This is a genomic window from Parendozoicomonas sp. 2304DJ65-17, assembly GCF_058148445.1.
The window spans coordinates 200942-218362 of the sequence record NZ_JBYVJV010000002.1 but is presented as its reverse complement, the minus strand read 5'-3'; the positions used below and the strand labels follow the sequence as shown (position 1 = coordinate 218362).

20 protein-coding genes are annotated in these 17421 nt (G+C 47.3%); 12 read left to right on the top strand and 8 right to left on the bottom strand.

Annotated elements, in window-relative coordinates; all coding sequences use genetic code 11:
• Positions 1-65 precede the first annotated feature (65 nt).
• Positions 66-983, bottom strand: coding sequence for a TraB/GumN family protein (locus ACY2RR_RS06025; protein ID WP_490107237.1), 918 nt, complete (start codon positions 981-983; stop codon positions 66-68).
• A 297-nt stretch (positions 984-1280) separates the two neighbouring features.
• Here ACY2RR_RS06025 and ACY2RR_RS06020 point away from each other — a divergent pair, with 297 nt between their 5' ends.
• A complete protein-coding gene (locus ACY2RR_RS06020) occupies positions 1281-2546 on the top strand; it encodes an MFS transporter (RefSeq protein WP_490107236.1) in 1266 nt (421 codons plus the stop codon).
• Positions 2547-2805: 259 nt separating this feature from the next.
• Here the strand turns inward: ACY2RR_RS06020 and ACY2RR_RS06015 are convergent, their stop codons facing one another.
• Complete coding sequence (locus ACY2RR_RS06015; protein ID WP_490107235.1) at positions 2806-3303, bottom strand: TDE2712 family protein; 498 nt, start codon at positions 3301-3303, stop codon at positions 2806-2808.
• Positions 3304-3567: 264 nt separating this feature from the next.
• On the opposite strand from ACY2RR_RS06015, the gene ACY2RR_RS06010 reads away from it, so the two are divergent.
• The 3 genes from ACY2RR_RS06010 (at position 3568) to ACY2RR_RS06000 (ending at position 5457) form a co-directional block, all read left to right on the top strand.
• Positions 3568-3825: a hypothetical protein gene (locus ACY2RR_RS06010; RefSeq protein WP_490107234.1), complete on the top strand. Its 258-nt coding sequence runs from the start codon at positions 3568-3570 to the stop codon at positions 3823-3825.
• Between the two features lie 106 nt (positions 3826-3931).
• Positions 3932-4861, top strand: coding sequence for a ribosome biogenesis GTPase YlqF (gene ylqF, locus ACY2RR_RS06005; RefSeq protein ID WP_490107233.1), 930 nt, complete (start codon positions 3932-3934; stop codon positions 4859-4861).
• Between the two features lie 71 nt (positions 4862-4932).
• Positions 4933-5457, top strand: a complete 525-nt coding sequence (locus ACY2RR_RS06000; protein WP_490107232.1) for a DUF2878 domain-containing protein — start codon at positions 4933-4935, stop codon at positions 5455-5457.
• On the opposite strand, the gene ACY2RR_RS05995 is transcribed toward ACY2RR_RS06000, so the two are convergent.
• Together ACY2RR_RS05995 and ACY2RR_RS05990 are read right to left on the bottom strand one after the other, a co-directional pair.
• Positions 5454-6230: a class I SAM-dependent methyltransferase gene (locus ACY2RR_RS05995; RefSeq protein WP_490107231.1), complete on the bottom strand. Its 777-nt coding sequence runs from the start codon at positions 6228-6230 to the stop codon at positions 5454-5456. The genes ACY2RR_RS06000 and ACY2RR_RS05995 overlap by 4 nt on opposite strands.
• Positions 6231-6305: 75 nt before the next feature.
• Positions 6306-6719: a nucleotide triphosphate diphosphatase NUDT15 gene (locus ACY2RR_RS05990; protein ID WP_490107230.1), complete on the bottom strand. Its 414-nt coding sequence runs from the start codon at positions 6717-6719 to the stop codon at positions 6306-6308.
• A 22-nt stretch (positions 6720-6741) separates the two neighbouring features.
• Between ACY2RR_RS05990 and ACY2RR_RS05985 the strand changes: the two genes are divergently transcribed.
• Positions 6742-6930, top strand: a complete 189-nt coding sequence (locus ACY2RR_RS05985; RefSeq protein WP_490107229.1) for a topoisomerase DNA-binding C4 zinc finger domain-containing protein — start codon at positions 6742-6744, stop codon at positions 6928-6930.
• Here the strand turns inward: ACY2RR_RS05985 and ACY2RR_RS05980 are convergent.
• Together ACY2RR_RS05980 and ACY2RR_RS05975 are read right to left on the bottom strand one after the other, a co-directional pair.
• Entirely contained in the window at positions 6913-7380 is a 468-nt protein-coding gene (locus ACY2RR_RS05980) for a NifB/NifX family molybdenum-iron cluster-binding protein (RefSeq protein WP_490107228.1), read from the bottom strand. The two genes, ACY2RR_RS05985 and ACY2RR_RS05980, sit on opposite strands and share 18 nt — an antisense overlap.
• Before the next feature lie 87 nt (positions 7381-7467).
• Complete coding sequence (locus ACY2RR_RS05975; protein WP_490107227.1) at positions 7468-8088, bottom strand: LysE family translocator; 621 nt, start codon at positions 8086-8088, stop codon at positions 7468-7470.
• A 215-nt stretch (positions 8089-8303) separates the two neighbouring features.
• On the opposite strand from ACY2RR_RS05975, the gene ACY2RR_RS05970 reads away from it, so the two are divergent.
• Both ACY2RR_RS05970 and ACY2RR_RS05965 read left to right on the top strand, forming a co-directional pair.
• Entirely contained in the window at positions 8304-9962 is a 1659-nt protein-coding gene (locus ACY2RR_RS05970; protein ID WP_490107226.1) for a hypothetical protein, read from the top strand.
• A 3-nt stretch (positions 9963-9965) separates the two neighbouring features.
• Positions 9966-10772 (top strand): DUF6160 family protein, encoded by an 807-nt coding sequence (locus tag ACY2RR_RS05965; RefSeq protein ID WP_490107225.1) that lies wholly within the window; start codon positions 9966-9968, stop codon positions 10770-10772.
• Positions 10773-10793: 21 nt separating this feature from the next.
• Here ACY2RR_RS05965 and ACY2RR_RS05960 read toward each other — a convergent pair whose 3' ends face one another.
• Complete coding sequence (locus ACY2RR_RS05960) at positions 10794-12002, bottom strand: multidrug effflux MFS transporter (protein ID WP_490107224.1); 1209 nt, start codon at positions 12000-12002, stop codon at positions 10794-10796.
• 126 nt (positions 12003-12128) lie between these two features.
• Between ACY2RR_RS05960 and ACY2RR_RS05955 the strand changes: the two genes are divergently transcribed.
• Positions 12129-13043, top strand: coding sequence for a LysR family transcriptional regulator (locus tag ACY2RR_RS05955; protein ID WP_490107223.1), 915 nt, complete (start codon positions 12129-12131; stop codon positions 13041-13043).
• Between the two features lie 50 nt (positions 13044-13093).
• Here the strand turns inward: ACY2RR_RS05955 and ACY2RR_RS05950 are convergent, their stop codons facing one another.
• Positions 13094-14215 carry a hypothetical protein gene (locus tag ACY2RR_RS05950; protein WP_490107222.1) on the bottom strand — a complete coding sequence of 374 codons (1122 nt, stop codon included), beginning with the start codon at positions 14213-14215 and terminating at the stop codon, positions 13094-13096.
• 155 nt (positions 14216-14370) lie between these two features.
• On the opposite strand from ACY2RR_RS05950, the gene ACY2RR_RS05945 reads away from it, so the two are divergent.
• The 4 genes from ACY2RR_RS05945 (at position 14371) to arsJ (ending at position 17342) form a co-directional block, all read left to right on the top strand.
• Positions 14371-14511 carry a hypothetical protein gene (locus tag ACY2RR_RS05945; protein WP_490107221.1) on the top strand — a complete coding sequence of 47 codons (141 nt, stop codon included), beginning with the start codon at positions 14371-14373 and terminating at the stop codon, positions 14509-14511.
• A gap of 156 nt (positions 14512-14667) precedes the next feature.
• Complete coding sequence (locus ACY2RR_RS05940; protein WP_490107220.1) at positions 14668-15000, top strand: metalloregulator ArsR/SmtB family transcription factor; 333 nt, start codon at positions 14668-14670, stop codon at positions 14998-15000.
• A gap of 24 nt (positions 15001-15024) precedes the next feature.
• Complete coding sequence (locus ACY2RR_RS05935) at positions 15025-16029, top strand: ArsJ-associated glyceraldehyde-3-phosphate dehydrogenase (RefSeq protein ID WP_490107219.1); 1005 nt, start codon at positions 15025-15027, stop codon at positions 16027-16029.
• Between the two features lie 89 nt (positions 16030-16118).
• On the top strand, positions 16119-17342 hold the full coding sequence (gene arsJ / locus ACY2RR_RS05930) for an organoarsenical effux MFS transporter ArsJ (protein WP_490107879.1): 1224 nt from the start codon (positions 16119-16121) through the stop codon (positions 17340-17342).
• Positions 17343-17421: the final 79 nt, after the last annotated feature.

The window sequence follows — 17421 nt, the reverse complement described above, 5'->3', positions numbered from 1 at the left end:
GGGGAATAACCTAATTGTTTAAATGACGGGATAAGACGACCGAGAAGAAACAAGAATATAGGAGTTTATTTTGAGCGAGCTGGAAGCCCTGTTACAGGATGCAACTCTGTCAATTCCCATCCCTTGTTTTGCATAAATTCGAGTACACCTCCACCACCTTGCAAATGGCCGCCACCAATCAAAACAAAAATTGTTTTTACACTGTCGTCATCCGCTGCATCATCAAGTTTCATAGCCATAATGCCATCGCTATGAACAACCAAGGTATCAGTACATTTCTGACATATCTTTTTCTTGTATGTCTGGTGGAAATCTTCATCAAATAATAAATGCTGGTGAGACTCCTTAACCTGGCGATTCCAAAGAGCTGTTCGATCCTCATTACAAAACAAAAATTCCTTCTCTTCCATTTTGCAACCTCTGAGAGAGTGCTCTTCCCTTGTTTCCAATCCAATCACTCTCACATCAGGCCTTGTAAGGTGCTCTTTAAAAAACAGTTCACTCGAAACAACATTCAAACCGACAGCTTTGAGCCACCCTCTGCAGATAAGATTGCCAAATTCCAGCAGACTCCTGCAGCTGAACAATTCTGTTTTGGAAATATGAAGAGCTTCTCCTAATGCCGCTAACAGCACTTTGTTACGTGGAGACAGATAGCCAGCAATTGCTCCATAATCTGGAGCATCTGCTTTACCGGCAAAGTGATCTTCAATAGTGGTTTCAAGTGCCAGGACGTCTGCGCCCATCGAACACTCTTTAACGGCAGCAGGAACAGGAAACATTTCCGGATCAGTATGATGGCAAATGCCGTAACAAAATATTCTCTTGTCACTTCCCGGCTTTTCCAACAGCCAGAGAGGTTTTTCATCAGCTTCTTTTTGTACCCGTCCAACAACCTGCTTCTGGCCTTCTGCTAATGATTTTATTTTTCTAATAAAGATATCTTTTCTGGCCCACAGCAGTTTGTTTTTGAGCAATTGCAAGGAGCCATAATTCCATGAGGCAGAATTCCATCTCAAACGTTTTGGCCGTACTGCAGCCTTAAATTTTGAAGATTGTTTGCGGGTTGAAGGTCGTAATGTCGATCGCCTTCTTTGCCGTACTGTTGATGCCCTTAATTCCATTGCTGGCTGATTTTTTAACTTTTCGGCATGCAATAAACACATGATTTTCTTTGGAAGACACTAACCAAACTGTTACATCCCTTTATTGGCCCGCCACCGCCACGTTCAACATCATCGCTCTGCTACACTCCCTCGCCATTTATCTGGGGGAGTGATATGAGCCGTAAAGTCTGGTTTGGCCTGCTGTCAGGCAATGTCATAGAGTATTACGACTACGTGCTCTATGGATTAATGGCTCCTCTCCTTTCCCGGCTGTTTTTCCCCGCTGATTCCAGGCTGGCATCTCTGGCCGCAACATTTGCCGTATTTGCCACCGGCATGATGATTCGTCCTTTGGGGGGTGTAATTTTCGGCCTGCTGGGCGATCGCATTGGCCGTCGTCATGTTTTGATGATCTGTTCGCTGGTTACCGGCCTGGCCACTTTCCTGATTGGTTGCCTGCCAACAGCTGCAACCATCGGCTCCCTGGCTACCATTCTTCTGGTTGTTCTTCGCCTTCTGCAGGGATTGGGAATGTCCAGTGAGTTCTGCTCAGTCCTTGTTATCAGCGGTGAGATTTCCCCACCAAAACATCGAGGCTTCTTCTCCAGCCTTGCCCACAGCAGTGGTATGGGCGGAACTCTTATCGCCTCACTGGTCGCCTTAGGAGTGTTTTCTCTGTCTGATACGCAGATAGAAAGCTGGGGGTGGCGGGTTCCTTTCTGGTTTGGCGGGCTTATATGCCTGAATGCGTTTTATCTTCGTTTTCATTTACCTGAACTACCGGGTCATAAAGAAAGCTCAGTGTCCCGAAAACAACTACACCGACACCGCTTCGTGTTCCCACGTATGTTTCTGATCGTGACCATGAACACGCTTCTTTATCACTTATTCTTTGTATTCCAGAGTACCCGGATGATTGAACAGCTTGGCCTGCCCCCAGAAAAAGCCATGCTGGTAAATTCAGTCAGCCTTATCGCTCTTATCAGTTTCTGCGCACTGGGTGGATGGTTTTCTGATCGAATTGGCCACCGCGCTACTTACCTGCTCAGCCTTCTCTTTATTGGAGCCTCATCTGCTCCGATGGTGATTATGATGAGTACGCCCGATATCGTTGTTTGCGCAGGTGGTCAACTTCTGGCTGCATTCGCGACAGGTATGTTGATGGGTAGCAGCAGCCCACTTTATTCGGAGATTTGGCCAGCAGGTCTGCGCATGACTGGTACCAATATCCCTTACAATCTGGCAATTGTCTGTTTTGGCGGAACAACACCTCTGGTCGCCTTGTATCTGGTAGAGTGGAGCGGGATCTCATGGGTCATGGGTCTGTATGTGTTGCTATTAAGCCTTATCAGTTTCGTAGTCATCTGGCCGATCAAGGACAAAACGAGCCAGAGCCTTTCGCAAAAAGCAAACAAACATCCATTGCAAAATAATACGTAAACATTCAACCTTTCCATTCCAGTTGGTCAGGATAAAGCCTGAGCGAGCCTGGCAATTCGCTACTCATGAGGTCTGAAGTATGGGGCGTTGTTGTGATGGTAAATTTCCGTTTGGAAAGAATGCGTGTGAGTTTGAGAATGACTCCCCGGTATGGGGGTGGATTTTTCCAGTTCTGTTAGGCCTTGCCCCTCTGGTATACCACTTTTTTTTCCTCTAGAAATGACCCGTAGAGAAACCATTTTCTCTACGGGTATCGCTGTCAGGCCTTCTGAATTGTTTCTTTAACCCACTGCTTTAGCTCAATACCGGCTATAGTCAGAGGGCCATCGCCCATCATATCGGCCTGAACGCGGAAGAAGTTCACGTACAGAGTGTTGCCTCTCAGAATATACTCATCCATATGCAGAGGCAGAACAACAACGTTCACATCACCTTCAATATTCAGTCCGTCGAAATTCATGACCTTAAGGGGAGCCATCATGGCTTCCATCAGACCCATGTCTTCCATGGCCCACATGTTGTTATTCCAGAAACGTGATTCACATTTGTGATCAGCGCTGAAAATTTCACGATTGCTGATTGCGCTCAGAGCACGACGCACAGATTCAGGCTGAAACTCTTCGGTGTAAACAGGCTTCATCTGTTCATGATCAGCAATGGTCATGATGAATGGTTCGCCTACCTTTTCACGATCAGTTGTGGCCTGCCAGAAGTAAAACATTAACTCCATGACTTCCATATTCATCTTGATCGCCATAATTCTTGCTCCTGATTCACTGGATGCCCGGTTCATGGCAAATCAGATCACAGGCCATGACTGTCAGGCAGATGGGGGAAACGACCGCCATCCTAAATCCATTTGACTTACCTATTTATGATCAAAAGCAACAAAAGGTGAATGAAAACAACTCGCTGTAAATCTTCACACAAAACAACTGATATCCGTTACAAACCACTTCAAGCAACTGTAACTGGGTGACCTATACTTCCCTGCCCACAATAAACAGGCAGGATATGTCATATGCCCAAGAAGAATGAATACACGATCAGCCTCAAGCAAGACGGCCCAGCCGCAAAAGAAACAAGCAGTTCTATCGAAGAGCAGATTAATGTCTTTCTTAAATCTGGTGGTGAAATTGACCAGATACCTTCCGGTGTCAGCGGCCAAATCAGCCTCGGAGAAAAAGCGCGCCTTGCCCGTGAAGAGCAGGAAAAGAAAGAGCAAATGAAGAACGCGGAAGCCCAGTCCGACGAAACCAACGAACCTGAGTCCAAGTAGCTCTCCAGCGCTGACTTCAGAGTTTCCAGAAAGCCATTAGAAAGACAGCTCTTCCTGATCTGGTTACAATGGAGGTTTTTTAGAGAATTCTTCAGGGACTGTCGGCATGGCGATTAACTGGTATCCCGGGCATATGCACAAAGCCCGGAAAGAGATCCGTGAGGCTATGCCTCAGGTTGATCTTATTATCGAAGTGCTGGATGCCCGCATCCCCTTTAGCAGCGAGAATCCACTGGTTCCGGCTCTGCGCAAAGATACTCCGTGTATAAAAATCCTTAACAAAGCTGATCTTGCCGATCCGGAGCTGACTCAGCGCTGGAAGGAAAGTCTTGAAAAAGAGCAGGGAATCAAAGCTATTCCCATGAGCCAGCATGAACCCGGTAAAGTGCGTGAGCTTCTGAAAATCTGCCCAGCCATGCTACCCCACCGCAACTTTGAAGGTACACCGCTGCGGGCGCTGATTCTGGGCATTCCCAATGTGGGAAAATCTACAACCATCAATAATCTTGCCGGAAGAATTATTGCCAAAACCGGCAACGAACCAGCCGTTACCAAAAGCCAGCAGCGCATAAAACTGGAAAACAATATTGTACTGCACGACACTCCTGGATTCCTGTGGCCAAAGCTGGAACCGGAAGAGTGTGGCTACCGCCTTGCCATCACTGGAGCCATAAAGAATACAGTTCTGGAATTTGAAGATGTGGGCATGTTCCTGGTTGAGTACCTGATGGAAGCTCATCCAGATGTACTGATCAACCGTTACAACTTCAGCGAACTACCTGCCAGTGCGATTGAAGTGTTTGATGAAATTGGCCGCCGCCGTGGCGCAATGCGCAAAGGTGGATTCGCAGATACTCATAAAGTTGCAGAGATTCTTCTGAATGATTATCGCAGTGGCACTTTAGGGCGAATCACTCTGGAAACTCCAGAGCTGATTACCAAAGAGCAAGCCATTCTGGCAGCTCTCCACGAAGAGCAGGCCGCCAAAAAGCAGGAAAAAGAAGATCGCAAGAAAAAGAAGAAGACCAGAGCGTGATCTACTTTCTGGTTTAGGCAGTACAAAAAGCTAAGGCCTACTTAGGTTTGAAAGAGCAGGCGATAACAACAATGAATACCCAAAAAAGAATTATCAATTTTCTGCTCTTTCAGGCTGGCTGGTTTGCCTGTGTTTTGGGAGGAAACAGCGTTGCTATCCCTTATACAATCAGCGTTGTACTTATTCATGTTCTCTGGATTGGTTCCTGGAAAAAAGAACGGGAGCTACTTGCTGTCACTTTCCTACTAGGCAGTACCATTGACACCTTCCTTGGCAACCTTGGCGTGCTCACTTTTCCCGGAGAGGGGAACATTTTGCCCTTGTGGCTCGCCTGCCTTTGGCTGTTATTCGCAACAACACTTCGCCACTCTCTGGACTGGACCCGCGAACACAAATGGCTGGGAGCCTTGGGCGGCATGTTCGCAGGGCCTCTGAGTTATTATGCCGGAGCCAGACTCTCAGATATTTCCCTCGGAGCGCCGGAATGGAAAACCCTGCTGATTCTTTCTATCATCTGGGCAATTGTCATTCCCCTGTTGCAGAGCTTTTCTGATGTATGGCTGGAGCGTTACCGAGCGAATAATTCGACTCACTAAAAGGCTTTTCTGATCGCACAGCTGATCTTTGTATGAGAGCCATGGAGGCATGCCGGGTCTTCCATAACGTCATATACATCAAGTAAAGATTCATCTATTCCCGCTCCCCTCATAATCTGAAGAATACTTTCTTTAAGAAAAAGAGCACCTGCAGAACCACCAGCATATACATCGAAACGGTGTGACATTCGGAAATCAATCGTGTCTAACAGTTTCATCTTTGATGGCAATTCAAACCCAAAATCCCAGCGCCCTCCCTTGCAGGTATAAGCTTTAAAAAACTGTTTATGGACATCGAGATAGCGCTGACTGTCATAACCAACAGGAAAAATAACAGGCTGGGCATTAGCCAGTTGAACATCCTCAATGACAAGCCAGCCGCCGGGCGCGGTAGCGGAATACAACCTTTGCAAAAGCTCTTCACGTTCAGCCATGTGCACCAGCAAATAGCGCACGTGAACAACATCATATTTATTGGATGGCAAAGGATCACAAATCAGGTCGTGTTTCTTGACCGTAACCCTGCTGAGATCAGGTAACTTCTCAAGCAGGTCAACATCAATATCTGTGGCTGTAACCTGCGACTCCGCAAACCGATCTCTAAACCAGAGGGCTATGGAACCTCTACCAGCAGCAACTTCCAAAAATTCTCCCTTATCCGGAAGAGAAAGAGATTCCATAAACGCAGTTGAAGATGGGTCTTCCAGTTCTTCAAGTAACTTCAAACGCTCCGCTGCAATTATTCTGTCTTTATCATGCAGATACTCAGACATATTAACTTCCCGATACTCAACAGTGAGAGGCAGGAAGTTCTAGTTCAGATTATCCAACAGGTAAAATTCTACGAATTAGAGGCTGGGCCTGTAGTTCTGTTCAAGAAGGTGAACGATGGGTAAGAACAGTGGCTCAGGCATTTGGTCCCAGGATACCCAGCGCCACTCTGAACATTTATCCGGCTCCATAACCTGTGGTTCGCCTTCCGCTTCACCAATAACAAATAACGTTACGTAGTGTTTGCCCTCAGCTTCAAATACATCATTGGTGAATGGCCCAATGCGAGTATTCACCAGAGTGAGGCCAGTTTCTTCCAGAACTTCCCGGCGGGCACACTCTTCCACAGACTCACCATATTCCAGGTGACCTCCCGGGAACTGCCAGCAGCCATCACCATGCTTGCCCTTGCGTAAGCCGTACAGAACTTTATCGCCCCGCAGAATAATGGCTCCTACACCAACAGCAGGTCGGGAATATTCAGTTATCATGGATTAATAAGCCTGTAATGGAATGTTCAAAATGAATAACAGGGAAAAGCCTAACTTACCACCCCGCTGCCCACGATGCGGATCAACAATGGTGTTGCAAACGGCTAAGCAAGGGAAAAACGCAGGCAATCAATTTTGGGGCTGCAGCCGCTTTCCTATGTGTAAAGGTATACGAGCCTACCAAGCTCCCGGATCAAACCAATCCTCGTAATCCTCTGCCACAACATCCACCATTTAAATCTGTGTTACCGCAGCATTTGTTGCGTACTTCGTTAGGTAAACGACTTAGGTCTTCAATGTATTCGTCTGTGTCGTGAAACTCTTCTATCTCTGCAATTGGAAGAGTGTCCCGCAGATACATCTTCACAGCAGCTTTTGGATCTTTTTCGGTTGTTACCAAACCTTCAATATTGCGGCTGGCCAGTTCTGCCTTCAGGCCACTGCCCATACCGGCTGTAATCAATACATCCATTTCGTCGAAAGGGTGCGGCTGACCAGCATCAGTATCAAACCAGGTTTCATTCTTGAACAGTTCATGAACCTCGCAGCTGACTATGCGCTTGCGCTCTGGCTGTACAATAAACACCTGATGATTTCGGCAACGGGCTGCATAGCCTGTGATCGTGCGGCGGTTCTGGGTGGTAACAACAATCTTCTTCATAAACCAAAGAGACAGCAGACTGAAAAGCCGGTCATTCTCTATGGAGTCAAAAGCTATTTCCCTGACTTAGAGCGTACTTTGTAAGATTCAGGTCAACGCCAGCCAGGTTCCAACACCCACCATCAGGGTTCCAGCTATACGATTCATGACCTTTACATTGTTTCCTTTCTGGAGAAAACGGCGCAATGTCCGACCACCACTCGCATAGGCAACCAGAGAAGAGAACTCAATAAACAAAATCAGAAACAACATCACCACAATTTGTGGAGCCAGCGCCTGATCGGAATTAATAAAAGGAGGAAGCAGGGAAATAAAGAACGCCCAGCCCTTAGGGTTAGCGACAGCGGTCACAAATCCCTGCATAGCCAGTTCGGTCGGCAAAATATGGCTTTGATCAACATTAAAATCCTGAATCGCCATTTTGCCTTTAGACTGCCAGAGCTGAATACCCAGCCATAATAAATAAGCACCACCAATCATTTTAAAAGCGGTAAACAGTGATGGATATTCCAGCATTACGGCAGCACCACCAACCATCACCAGAAAGGCAATTCCACCAACAGCAACCAGCTCACCGGCCATCATCCATAATGTACGACGCACACCGATTGTCATTCCAAGGGTCATAGACAAGGTCATGCACATACCCGGTGTCACAGACACAAAAATAAACGTCGGGATAAAAACAGCCAGAACTGCAAAGCTCATTGAAACTCCGAGAGGGTGGGTGAACCATCAATCAAATCGGAGTGTATCACGAACCCGCTAATTCCTCGGCAGCCCCATGCCAGAGGGGTTGGGTATACAAAAATGGAGATTTTGTAACCTGACTCTAAAGACCTGTACGAACTGGGAAGATGCAATTTATAGTAGAAAAAGCCTGCGCTAAGGTGTGCTCATAAAAATAAAAAGAAGGGCTGACAATGACTGTTAATAAAATCACAGCCGCGATTATTTGTAGTTTAATTTCTGGCGTAAACCATGCTGAACTAACCCCTCTTGATGATGAGACTATGTCCAGCATTGAAGGGCGTAATGCTGTGGCGTTTACCATGGACAATGTCTACGTCAATACGGAAGACGACGCCAGCCTTGAATTGCATTTTGATTCCGGTGCGCCTCTGACATTTAAAACTCTGAGCTGGACCAATGCCGATTATGACAATGGCACAGGTTCCAGTGAAAAGGGTAACGATATTGGTTCTTACAGCGATCCCTTCTTTATCAATATCGAAGAAACCTCCCAAACACTGCCTAACGGTCAAACCATTAACGCAGAGCAAATGGTTTTTGCCTGGCCAGAAGGTGATTACCGCAACGGTAATGAAAGTGCTGGCCTCTATGACATGACCACTGAGATGGAGTTAACCCACCTCAGCGGTAAGAAAGAATCAGGCATGTTATTTCTGTACGGCCTGAATATGGATAACTCCTACACCAAGCTCTGGGCCACGGATGATGGCGGGCTGGCTATGTCTGGCCTGATTGATTTTGAGGCCAGCAGCCTCACTTATGCCCCTCTGGATGATGATGGTGAACAAAAAGATTCCACGTGGGTTTTGGAAGGCGTTGACCTTTACCTGCCGATTGGCTCGCTCTACCAGCCACTGACTCTCGATATTACCGATAATCTCGAATTAAGCTTGGAGTTGGCCGCAGTTACACCGGACACTGCAGAACTGTTTTACGCACAACCCAAAGCTGAGCTGACTGTTGATAACATTGGCGTAAACGGTTGGGATACCGGACAGAGCACTCTTACTGGTATAGAGATTCAGTACCTGAGTGTTGAGACCGCAAACATCACCGCACCGGATGGCAGCATTAACACCGGAGCCATAGCTGTTACTGAAATACCTATTGATACTGCAGACACTTCTGGTCAGCGAACCGATGGCAGTGATAAAGACACTTCCTTTACTCGTATAACCCTTGGCCTTGATGTTGCTGTAAACCTGAATGCTGAGCAGGTTATTCTTGGGGAAGGTGAACGCCCGGATGGTCAGAATAACGGTGGTTATGATGCCGATATCTGGATTGATGACCTTTCTTTAGGAACGGTAGAAGAAATTAATGGGCAAGAAACCATTGTTCCTTTTGAAATTTCACAGCCATACGTTGAGTTCGCCCGTAATGAAAATGACGAATTGGTTGGCGTACGCCTGGGCTTTGGTGAAGCCAATGGTACGCTGGGAGGAACCATACGCTCACTCAGTGGTGATATAGAAGCTGTAGGTGAAGTTGATCTTGGTTTTTTAGGCAGTATTGATGTGAACTCTGAAGCACATAATGTTAGAGAGGATCAGATCACGGCCAGCATAATTGGCATTCCTTTGGAGATAGATCTCGACCAATTTGGACGCATGGAATTCACCAATACCAACAATATGTATCTCGGACTTCAGAGCCAGGCCATCAATTACCCCAAAATTGGTGACGGCCCTCAGGGTACAGCACAACCAGGTTTCTGGCTTAACCTGCAGGACGGCTTGAGAGCACCTGGTCTTGCAATGGAGTTTGCCAACGGCGGTATTTCTGCATCCAATCCTCTGCCTATAAACCGTTTCACCACAGGGGGTTAAGGTATGAATACAGTTAGAATCGCCCTGCTGCCATTCTTGTCTGCTCTATCATTGTTGTCTTACGCAGAACTACAGAGTTTGTCCGATGATGATATGACCGGTATCAGTGGTCAGGCAGGGGTAACTCTCGAGCAGGATATTAATGCTTCCATGGAAAATATCGCCTGGCAACAAAGGGACGATGCTCCTTATCTTGTTGCCAACGATGCGACATGGAACTATCAGGCATCCGGCGTAACTTATGATGTTACAGAACAGGCTCTGCGTATTGGCCTGCCAGAAACCATTTATGTAGAAGAGATTTCCCAGTCTTGGTACACATCAGATTCAGCAACACCTAATACCAATACGCCAACAACGCCGAAAACTTACACCATCTATGCAGGAACGAATGGTGATTCTTATGATGACTTCACCCTGACCAGCAGTTCATCGTTAACATCGGTCAGTGATGGATCACTCAGTGGTAATGGGCAGAACTGGAATGGATCCTATGAAAATACATCCGATTACACATCCGATCCGTCTGCAACTTTGGTTATCAGTGATCCAACCCAGGTGAATCTTAATCTTGAGTCTGCCGATGATGGTTTCTTTGCCGAAGATTATGCGCAACTGACCGTGGTTGATGAGGAAGGAAATATCGTTGCCCAACAAGGGAACTCCAGTAATAACGATGCATCTCTATCGTTATTACTGAACCCTAATCACCATAATAATTTTATTATGCAGGCCAGTTTAAAAGGCACCTTCCATAGTGGTGGTGCCATAGAAATGTTCTCGCTTCCCAATCCACCAACCAAGCCTTAAGCGTTAGTAGCCGTATCCCTCTCAAGCTGCTTCCTGGTAAGAGACTTCTTCCGGAGCAGCTTTTTTTCTGGTCGCTAGATCCCACATGGCCAGCAGAAGAGGAATAGCCAGCAAGGCATAAGCCAGAGAAACAACACCAAACACACTCAACCCGGTTAACTTCAACAAAGAGGCAATCAAACCACCACCCGCCATACGGGCACAGCCGTCTATGGCAGCAGCAAGACCAGAACAATGTTTGAAGTGTTCAAGTGTTAAACCGGAAGACGTTCCGTAAATCAGGTTAAAACCAACACATCCCAGTGCTGCCACAGCAAAATACCAGAGAGGCTCATTGCCAGGAATCACCAACATGCCTGCAGCCCCGATAAGTGACAGGGCAGAACCAAAGATAATGGTTTGCCGACGCCCAATGCGACCTGCAAGATGAGGAGCCGCAATACTGGAAAGCAGTTGTAACACACCCAATATGCCAAACATCATGGCAAAGCCAAATTCATTCAAACCCGCAAGGTTCATGGCAACAAAAGGCGCATTGATTGCGTAGGCCAGAATGCCGCCCATAGTTAAGGTGCCGGTGAGTGAGTAGGTGAGAAACTGGCGATGAGTCAGAATCTCTTTCAAATTATTTCCCACATGGTTTGCAGACTTAGACGGAGCTGTGTGTACGGGATGACCTTTCTCCATCAAAATCATGGCAGAAATAAAAACCGCACTGCCTAACAACCCCATAAAAACAAAGTTGGCAGACCAGCCCCACTGCACAGCCAGAACTCCGCCGAGAGTAGGAGCCAAAGTAGGAATAGTTCCGATCATTCCACCCATGTAGCTGATCCACTTACCAGACTCCCGGGCATCAAAATGATCTCGCACCCAGGCAAATGCGCTGACTGCACAACTGGCTGCACCAATTCCCTGCAGAATGCGGGAGAGATAGAGAACAGACAAAGCCTCTGACATGGCTCCCATCAAACTGCCAATAACATACAAGCCAGTTCCCAACAGAGCGGACGTTCTGCGACCAAAATGATCAGATACCGGGCCAGCAAACAGCTGACCAACACCCATGCAGATCATGAACAGGGAGATTGTCAGCTGCATACCTGCGTCGTCCGCACTAAAGACACGACTCATTTCCGGCAGCGATGGCAGGTACATATCAATAGCCAGAGGGCTGAGAATAACCAGTGCAAAAATAACTGGCAGGGCTGATCTTTGGGTTACAGGCATTGAGGTGTGACTCTTAATTCCATTTTGGGTGATTGTCCGTGTATTGTGACTTCATTAATTATGAGTGGTAGTGATACCTTTTCATTCTCAAATTTCCCTTATGGAATATCTTAGAGCCTAGCGGTTATGTCTTTACGCGAACTGTCCCGCATTAATCTCAACCTCCTTGTTTGCTTGCAGGCACTACTAGAGGAACGCAGTGTGACTCAGGCTGCAGCCCGGTTAAGTTTGAGTCAGTCAGCGGTCAGCAAAAGTCTTTCCCGGTTACGGGAGATTTGCGGCGACCCTCTGTTCACCCGCACAGCTCATGGGCTTATTCCCACACCAAGAGCTTTGGCTCTTAAAGATGATCTGCGCCCCATACTGGATGGCCTGTGGAACATTGTTCAGCCCCAGAGCTTTGAACCTGCTTTATGTCAGCGTTATTTCCGTGTGGCTTTACCAGAGACGACCAACCAGCTGGTGTTCCAGCGATCACTGAATGAGATTATCAGCCAGGCTCCTCTGGCAAAGATTAAGATTAAAAACCTGAGCCTGAGTGATATACAGCAGCTCTCTGCCGGTAATCTTGATCTGGTGGTTCTGCCCAGTGACCTCGACTGCGGCCAGAAACGTATATCTGGCCTTTATTGCCGCAGCCTCTACGCCAACCAATTAGTTTGCCTGGTTCGTAAAGATCACCCCTGCCTCACACAAGAGTGGAATCAGCAAGCCTGGTTAAACCTCCGGCATGTCGGCATGGGTTCTGTTACTGATAAGTTTTCTATTGTTGATCGCACTCTGAACCAGCTTAAGCTGAAACGGAATATCGTGGTAGCCGTAGATGATTTCCATAACGCCACTGGTGTGTGTGAGAACACTGATCTGTTGTTAGTCTGCACTCAACAATGGGCGGAATACGCAATGTCTCGCTACAAGGTTGCTATGTTGCCGGTGCCACTTGATATTGAGCCCATTACCCATGAACTCTACTGGCACCAGAGGCATCAGCAGGACCCTGCCCACCAGTGGCTACGGTCGTTCTTTATTCGCCACACATAATTCAGCACAAAAAAGGGAGCCAAATGGCTCCCGGATCAGACTGTAATTCGTTATTTCAAATAGTCGGTAATCACATCCATATTTGCGTCGGTGTAGTAGTGACAGCTGGCTCGCAAAAATACATGCTGCCAGTAGAGAATGGATTCGCACCACCAGCCGTTGTAAACAACATCGGCTTTGTCATGCCTGCCGTTAAACATATGGCCGATTTCATGGGCAGCTACCTGATCATCATCGTCTGCCGCCATACCGTATTGGCCACCAACGTAGGCAATACCGAGGGTTTTCCAATCCATCATCTTCTCGGTTAGCAGCAGAAACTTGTTGCGCTTATAGGAGCCTAAAATACCGTTCTCCCGCTTGTAGCGCTGAAACTCACCGGCCAGCTCTCTGAGTTTGCCTGAAGGCTTGCCTCTGTATTTGAAGTTCTGAATTTTGTTATCAGTACGGAAGTCCACCACCAGTTCACTGAACAAAGGGCCGTTGCCATTTCTCTGGTAACGCTGGCTGATAGCATTCATATGTTTGGCCCACCAGCTGAAATGCTCATGAGTCAGGCTGGATACATTTTCACGAACATCCTTATGCTTGAAGACAAAGATCGTAACAGGCTGATTGCTACGGGATGTGGTTGCTGTATTGATCTCCTGCTGAGTAGGCAAAAGTTCCTGCGGGGTTTCCAGCTCTATATCAACTTGCTGGTTCTCACCTCCGATCCGCTCAGCTGACATCCCCTTTTCTTCAGCTGTTTTACCGTTGAAAGACACCTGATAACGAACACCGCGCTCATCCTTTTCTGCGGAGTAGCCAATCATCATCTGGCTTTCGCCATTTTCAATATCATCTCCCGCGGCCATGGTAAGAATGGCCTCAACCTCGTTAACCCTGACATTGAAAAGAGATATATCAGTGCGCTCTCCATCCATTTTCACGGTGAAAGGGACTGGCGATATGACCTGTACGATTTTATCTGAGCCACCTGCTCTATAGCTGAACTCCCAGGTAATAAGCGATCCGGTTCTGGCGGCTTCGGCATTCATGGTGGCACGGATTTTCGCCATGATCTGGGATGTACCGCTCTCCTCCAGAGTCAGCAAATCTGCCGAAAGCCCTGCTGAAAAGGTTAACACCAAAGTCATTCCCAACCGGATCAGTGTTCTGAAAAAGGTCATAGCCATCCTCCGCGATTATGCGAGGCATATCGGCAAGAGGTGGCAGAACTTTGTTTAATCCACAACAAGCCATCTCAAAGGAAAACAGCCAGCTGCCGAAACACCTCTTATACTCAAGGAAGAGGCCAGCCACAGTGTTTGCAAGGAAACGAGAAATGCTAAAAGGACGTGCCATTAAATCTGCAGCTTATCTATTTGCTTACGGCGTCGCCTTTGGCGCGGGAGCCTTGAGCATAGCCATGACTCATCTGGATAACTTTCTTCACAAAGACGAAGACACCCCGGACACCAAATAGGCCAACCGGCTTTAGCCTCTAACTTTCTTACAGTCATTTCCTGAACTATTTTCCTTACGTCCGATAGCGGATAAGTATTTCTTCAGTTGACACGTTTTTATTTCGACCATAATATACGCACATCCATATATTCATATATGACTGTGAAGATATTTCATGCTGCCACACCAGTTTTTTAAGCTGCTCTCCGATGAAACACGCCTGCGCTGTCTTTTATTGATTGCCAGAGAAGGTGCGTTGAGAGTCTGCGACCTGACCTCTGCACTAGAAGAGTCCCAGCCCAAGATTTCCCGGCATCTGGCTCAGCTCAGAACTCTTGGCATCTTTCAGGACACCCGGAAAGGCCAGTGGGTTTACTACAACATCGCCAAAGATATTCCCGGTTGGAGCCGTAAAGTGATAGACGGCCTCGCCAAGTCCAATTGTTTGCAGGAAACCTATCAGGCCGACACTGACCGCCTGAAGTCCGAACCCTGCGTGTGTAACTAACCTTTCAGTTTTTTGGAGACTCTTATGTCTATCAAAGTTGGTATCAATGGTTTTGGCCGTATTGGCCGCCTGGTTATACGGGCCGCTTTTGACTGGAGCGAATTCGAGTTCGTTCACATCAATGATGTGGCTGGTGACGCACCAACTCTGGCGCACCTGCTGGAGTTTGACTCCGTACAGGGAACCTGGAAGAACAACCTGATTACAGCTTCCGAAAACGCTATGACTGTTGCTGGAAAAACAATCACTTGCTCCCAGGAAAAAGAGATTGATGCGGTAGATTGGTCTGGCTGCGATGTTGTTATTGAGTGCACCGGCAAGCACAAAACCCGCGATTATCTGGACAAGTATCTGGCTCAAGGGGTGAAGCGAGTTGTTGTTTCCGCTCCGGTTAAAGACGATACGGTTCAGAACATTGTGGTTGGTGTGAACGATCATCTCTACAACCCAGAGAAACACAGAATCGTGACTGCCGCTTCCTGCACCACAAACTGTCTGGCTCCAGTAGTAAAAGTCATTCATGAAAAACTGGGTATTGAGCGCGGCTCCATGACAACAGTTCATGACATTACTAATACCCAGACTATTCTGGATGCGCCTCACAAAGACCTGCGCCGGGCAAGAGCCTGCGGCATGAGCCTGATTCCTACCACCACAGGTTCCGCAAAAGCGATCACTCAGATTTTCCCTGAGTTAACAGGCAAGCTGAATGGGCACGCTATTCGTATTCCTCTGGCCAACGCATCTATCACCGACATGGTATTTGATGTTGCACGGGACACGTCTGTAGAAGAAGTGAACGCACTTTTGAAAGAGGCTGCAGAAGGTGAACTGAAAGGCGTACTTGGTTTTGAAGAGAAGCCGCTGGTGTCTATCGATTATAAAGGCGACACCCGCTCCTCAATTGTTGATGCTCTTTCAACCATGGTTGTGGATAAGCGGATGCTGAAAATCTACGCCTGGTACGACAACGAAATGGGCTACGCCTGCCGTACAGCTGAACTGGCTTTGAAGGTTGGCAAAAGTTAATCCGAGTGAAGGCAGACTTCTGGTTAGTTTTACCGCTCTATCAGAAGTCTGCCTGTAAAGTTTCCAGTACCTCGATTGAACTCAATGAAATGACAGGCATTAAATCTCAGCTTTCCAATATTGATCGTTCCATTAAGCAGTATCTGCTGATCACTTTTAATTACTGGAACTTCACTATTACCGATGGCGCATTGCGTATGTTGGTAGTGCTCTACTTCCATCAGCTGGGTTATTCCCCTCTGGAAGTTGCGGCGCTGTTCCTGTTTTACGAGTTCTTTGGTGTGGTCACCAATCTCACTGGCGGTTGGCTGGGGGCACGACTCGGGCTTAACCGCACCATGAATATCGGGCTGGGTATGCAGATAGTTGCCCTGGGAATGCTTACTGTACCGGCAACTATGCTTTCAGTTCCGTGGGTTATGGCAGCTCAGGCTCTTTCTGGCATTGCGAAAGACCTGAACAAAATGAGTGCCAAGAGCTCCATCAAAATGCTGGTAAAAAATGGTGCTCAGGGAAAACTTTATAAATGGATTGCGATTCTCACTGGCTCCAAAAATGCGTTGAAAGGATTGGGATTCTTTATCGGCGGTCTGTTGTTAGCACTGGTTGGCTTCAAATATGCCATGGTGATTATGGCCACTGTACTTGCCGCAGTATTGCTGCTGAGCTTGAAGATGTTAGACAGCGATATTGGCAAGGCCAAAGCCAAGCCAAAATTCACTGAGTTATTTTCCAAAAGTGGCCCTATTAATATTCTCTCGGCAGCCAGAATGTTTCTGTTTGGCGCACGGGACGTGTGGTTTGTTATTGCCCTGCCTATTTACCTCGGTTCCACCTTTGGCTGGAACAGTGAAGAGGTTGGTGGTTTCCTCGCTCTCTGGGTAATTGGTTACGGATTTGTTCAGGGAATAGCACCACGCATAACTGGCCAGAACAGTGGTGGCCGAGCCGCCATGCTTTGGGCTGCCGGATTAGCGGTAGTCACAGCCTTTGTTGCTTACGGTGTGCAGGCTGGCTGGCATCCACAGTCGGTAATAGTTATTGGTTTGTTGATATTTGGCGGATTGTTTGCGGTGAACTCTTCCCTGCACTCCTACCTGATTGTTGCCTACGCCAGAGAGGATGGCGTTTCCATGGATGTTGGCTTTTATTACATGGCCAATGCCATGGGACGATTGATAGGCACAGTGCTTTCCGGGTGGTTGTTTGAAATGTCTGGATTGGTGCTTTGTTTGTGGGTTTCTGCAGGGTTTATTGCTGCGGCTTCTGTGATTTCTTTGTGGCTGCCTAAAGAGCACCATGCACCAAAATGACCACGCTTTGTTGACGAATATCCATGTCAGAAATGACATGGATTTTTTTTAATCTTTTCTGGAGACTAACACCACACAC

Bases quoted from the DNA above. Each gene is read 5' to 3' on its own strand.
- ACY2RR_RS06020 (WP_490107236.1), top strand. From the start codon at position 1,281: ATGAGCCGTAAAGTCTGGTTTGGCCTGCTGTCAGGCAATGTCATAGAG.
- ACY2RR_RS06015 (WP_490107235.1), bottom strand. From the start codon at position 3,303: ATGGCGATCAAGATGAATATGGAAGTCATGGAGTTAATGTTTTACTTC.
- ACY2RR_RS06010 (WP_490107234.1), top strand. From the start codon at position 3,568: ATGCCCAAGAAGAATGAATACACGATCAGCCTCAAGCAAGACGGCCCA.
- ylqF (WP_490107233.1), top strand. From the start codon at position 3,932: ATGGCGATTAACTGGTATCCCGGGCATATGCACAAAGCCCGGAAAGAG.
- ACY2RR_RS06000 (WP_490107232.1), top strand. From the start codon at position 4,933: ATGAATACCCAAAAAAGAATTATCAATTTTCTGCTCTTTCAGGCTGGC.
- ACY2RR_RS05995 (WP_490107231.1), bottom strand. From the start codon at position 6,230: ATGTCTGAGTATCTGCATGATAAAGACAGAATAATTGCAGCGGAGCGT.
- ACY2RR_RS05990 (WP_490107230.1), bottom strand. From the start codon at position 6,719: ATGATAACTGAATATTCCCGACCTGCTGTTGGTGTAGGAGCCATTATT.
- ACY2RR_RS05985 (WP_490107229.1), top strand. From the start codon at position 6,742: ATGTTCAAAATGAATAACAGGGAAAAGCCTAACTTACCACCCCGCTGC.
- ACY2RR_RS05980 (WP_490107228.1), bottom strand. From the start codon at position 7,380: ATGAAGAAGATTGTTGTTACCACCCAGAACCGCCGCACGATCACAGGC.
- ACY2RR_RS05975 (WP_490107227.1), bottom strand. From the start codon at position 8,088: ATGAGCTTTGCAGTTCTGGCTGTTTTTATCCCGACGTTTATTTTTGTG.
- ACY2RR_RS05970 (WP_490107226.1), top strand. From the start codon at position 8,304: ATGACTGTTAATAAAATCACAGCCGCGATTATTTGTAGTTTAATTTCT.
- ACY2RR_RS05965 (WP_490107225.1), top strand. From the start codon at position 9,966: ATGAATACAGTTAGAATCGCCCTGCTGCCATTCTTGTCTGCTCTATCA.
- ACY2RR_RS05960 (WP_490107224.1), bottom strand. From the start codon at position 12,002: ATGCCTGTAACCCAAAGATCAGCCCTGCCAGTTATTTTTGCACTGGTT.
- ACY2RR_RS05955 (WP_490107223.1), top strand. From the start codon at position 12,129: ATGTCTTTACGCGAACTGTCCCGCATTAATCTCAACCTCCTTGTTTGC.
- ACY2RR_RS05950 (WP_490107222.1), bottom strand. From the start codon at position 14,215: ATGACCTTTTTCAGAACACTGATCCGGTTGGGAATGACTTTGGTGTTA.
- ACY2RR_RS05945 (WP_490107221.1), top strand. From the start codon at position 14,371: ATGCTAAAAGGACGTGCCATTAAATCTGCAGCTTATCTATTTGCTTAC.
- ACY2RR_RS05940 (WP_490107220.1), top strand. From the start codon at position 14,668: ATGCTGCCACACCAGTTTTTTAAGCTGCTCTCCGATGAAACACGCCTG.
- ACY2RR_RS05935 (WP_490107219.1), top strand. From the start codon at position 15,025: ATGTCTATCAAAGTTGGTATCAATGGTTTTGGCCGTATTGGCCGCCTG.
- arsJ (WP_490107879.1), top strand. From the start codon at position 16,119: ATGACAGGCATTAAATCTCAGCTTTCCAATATTGATCGTTCCATTAAG.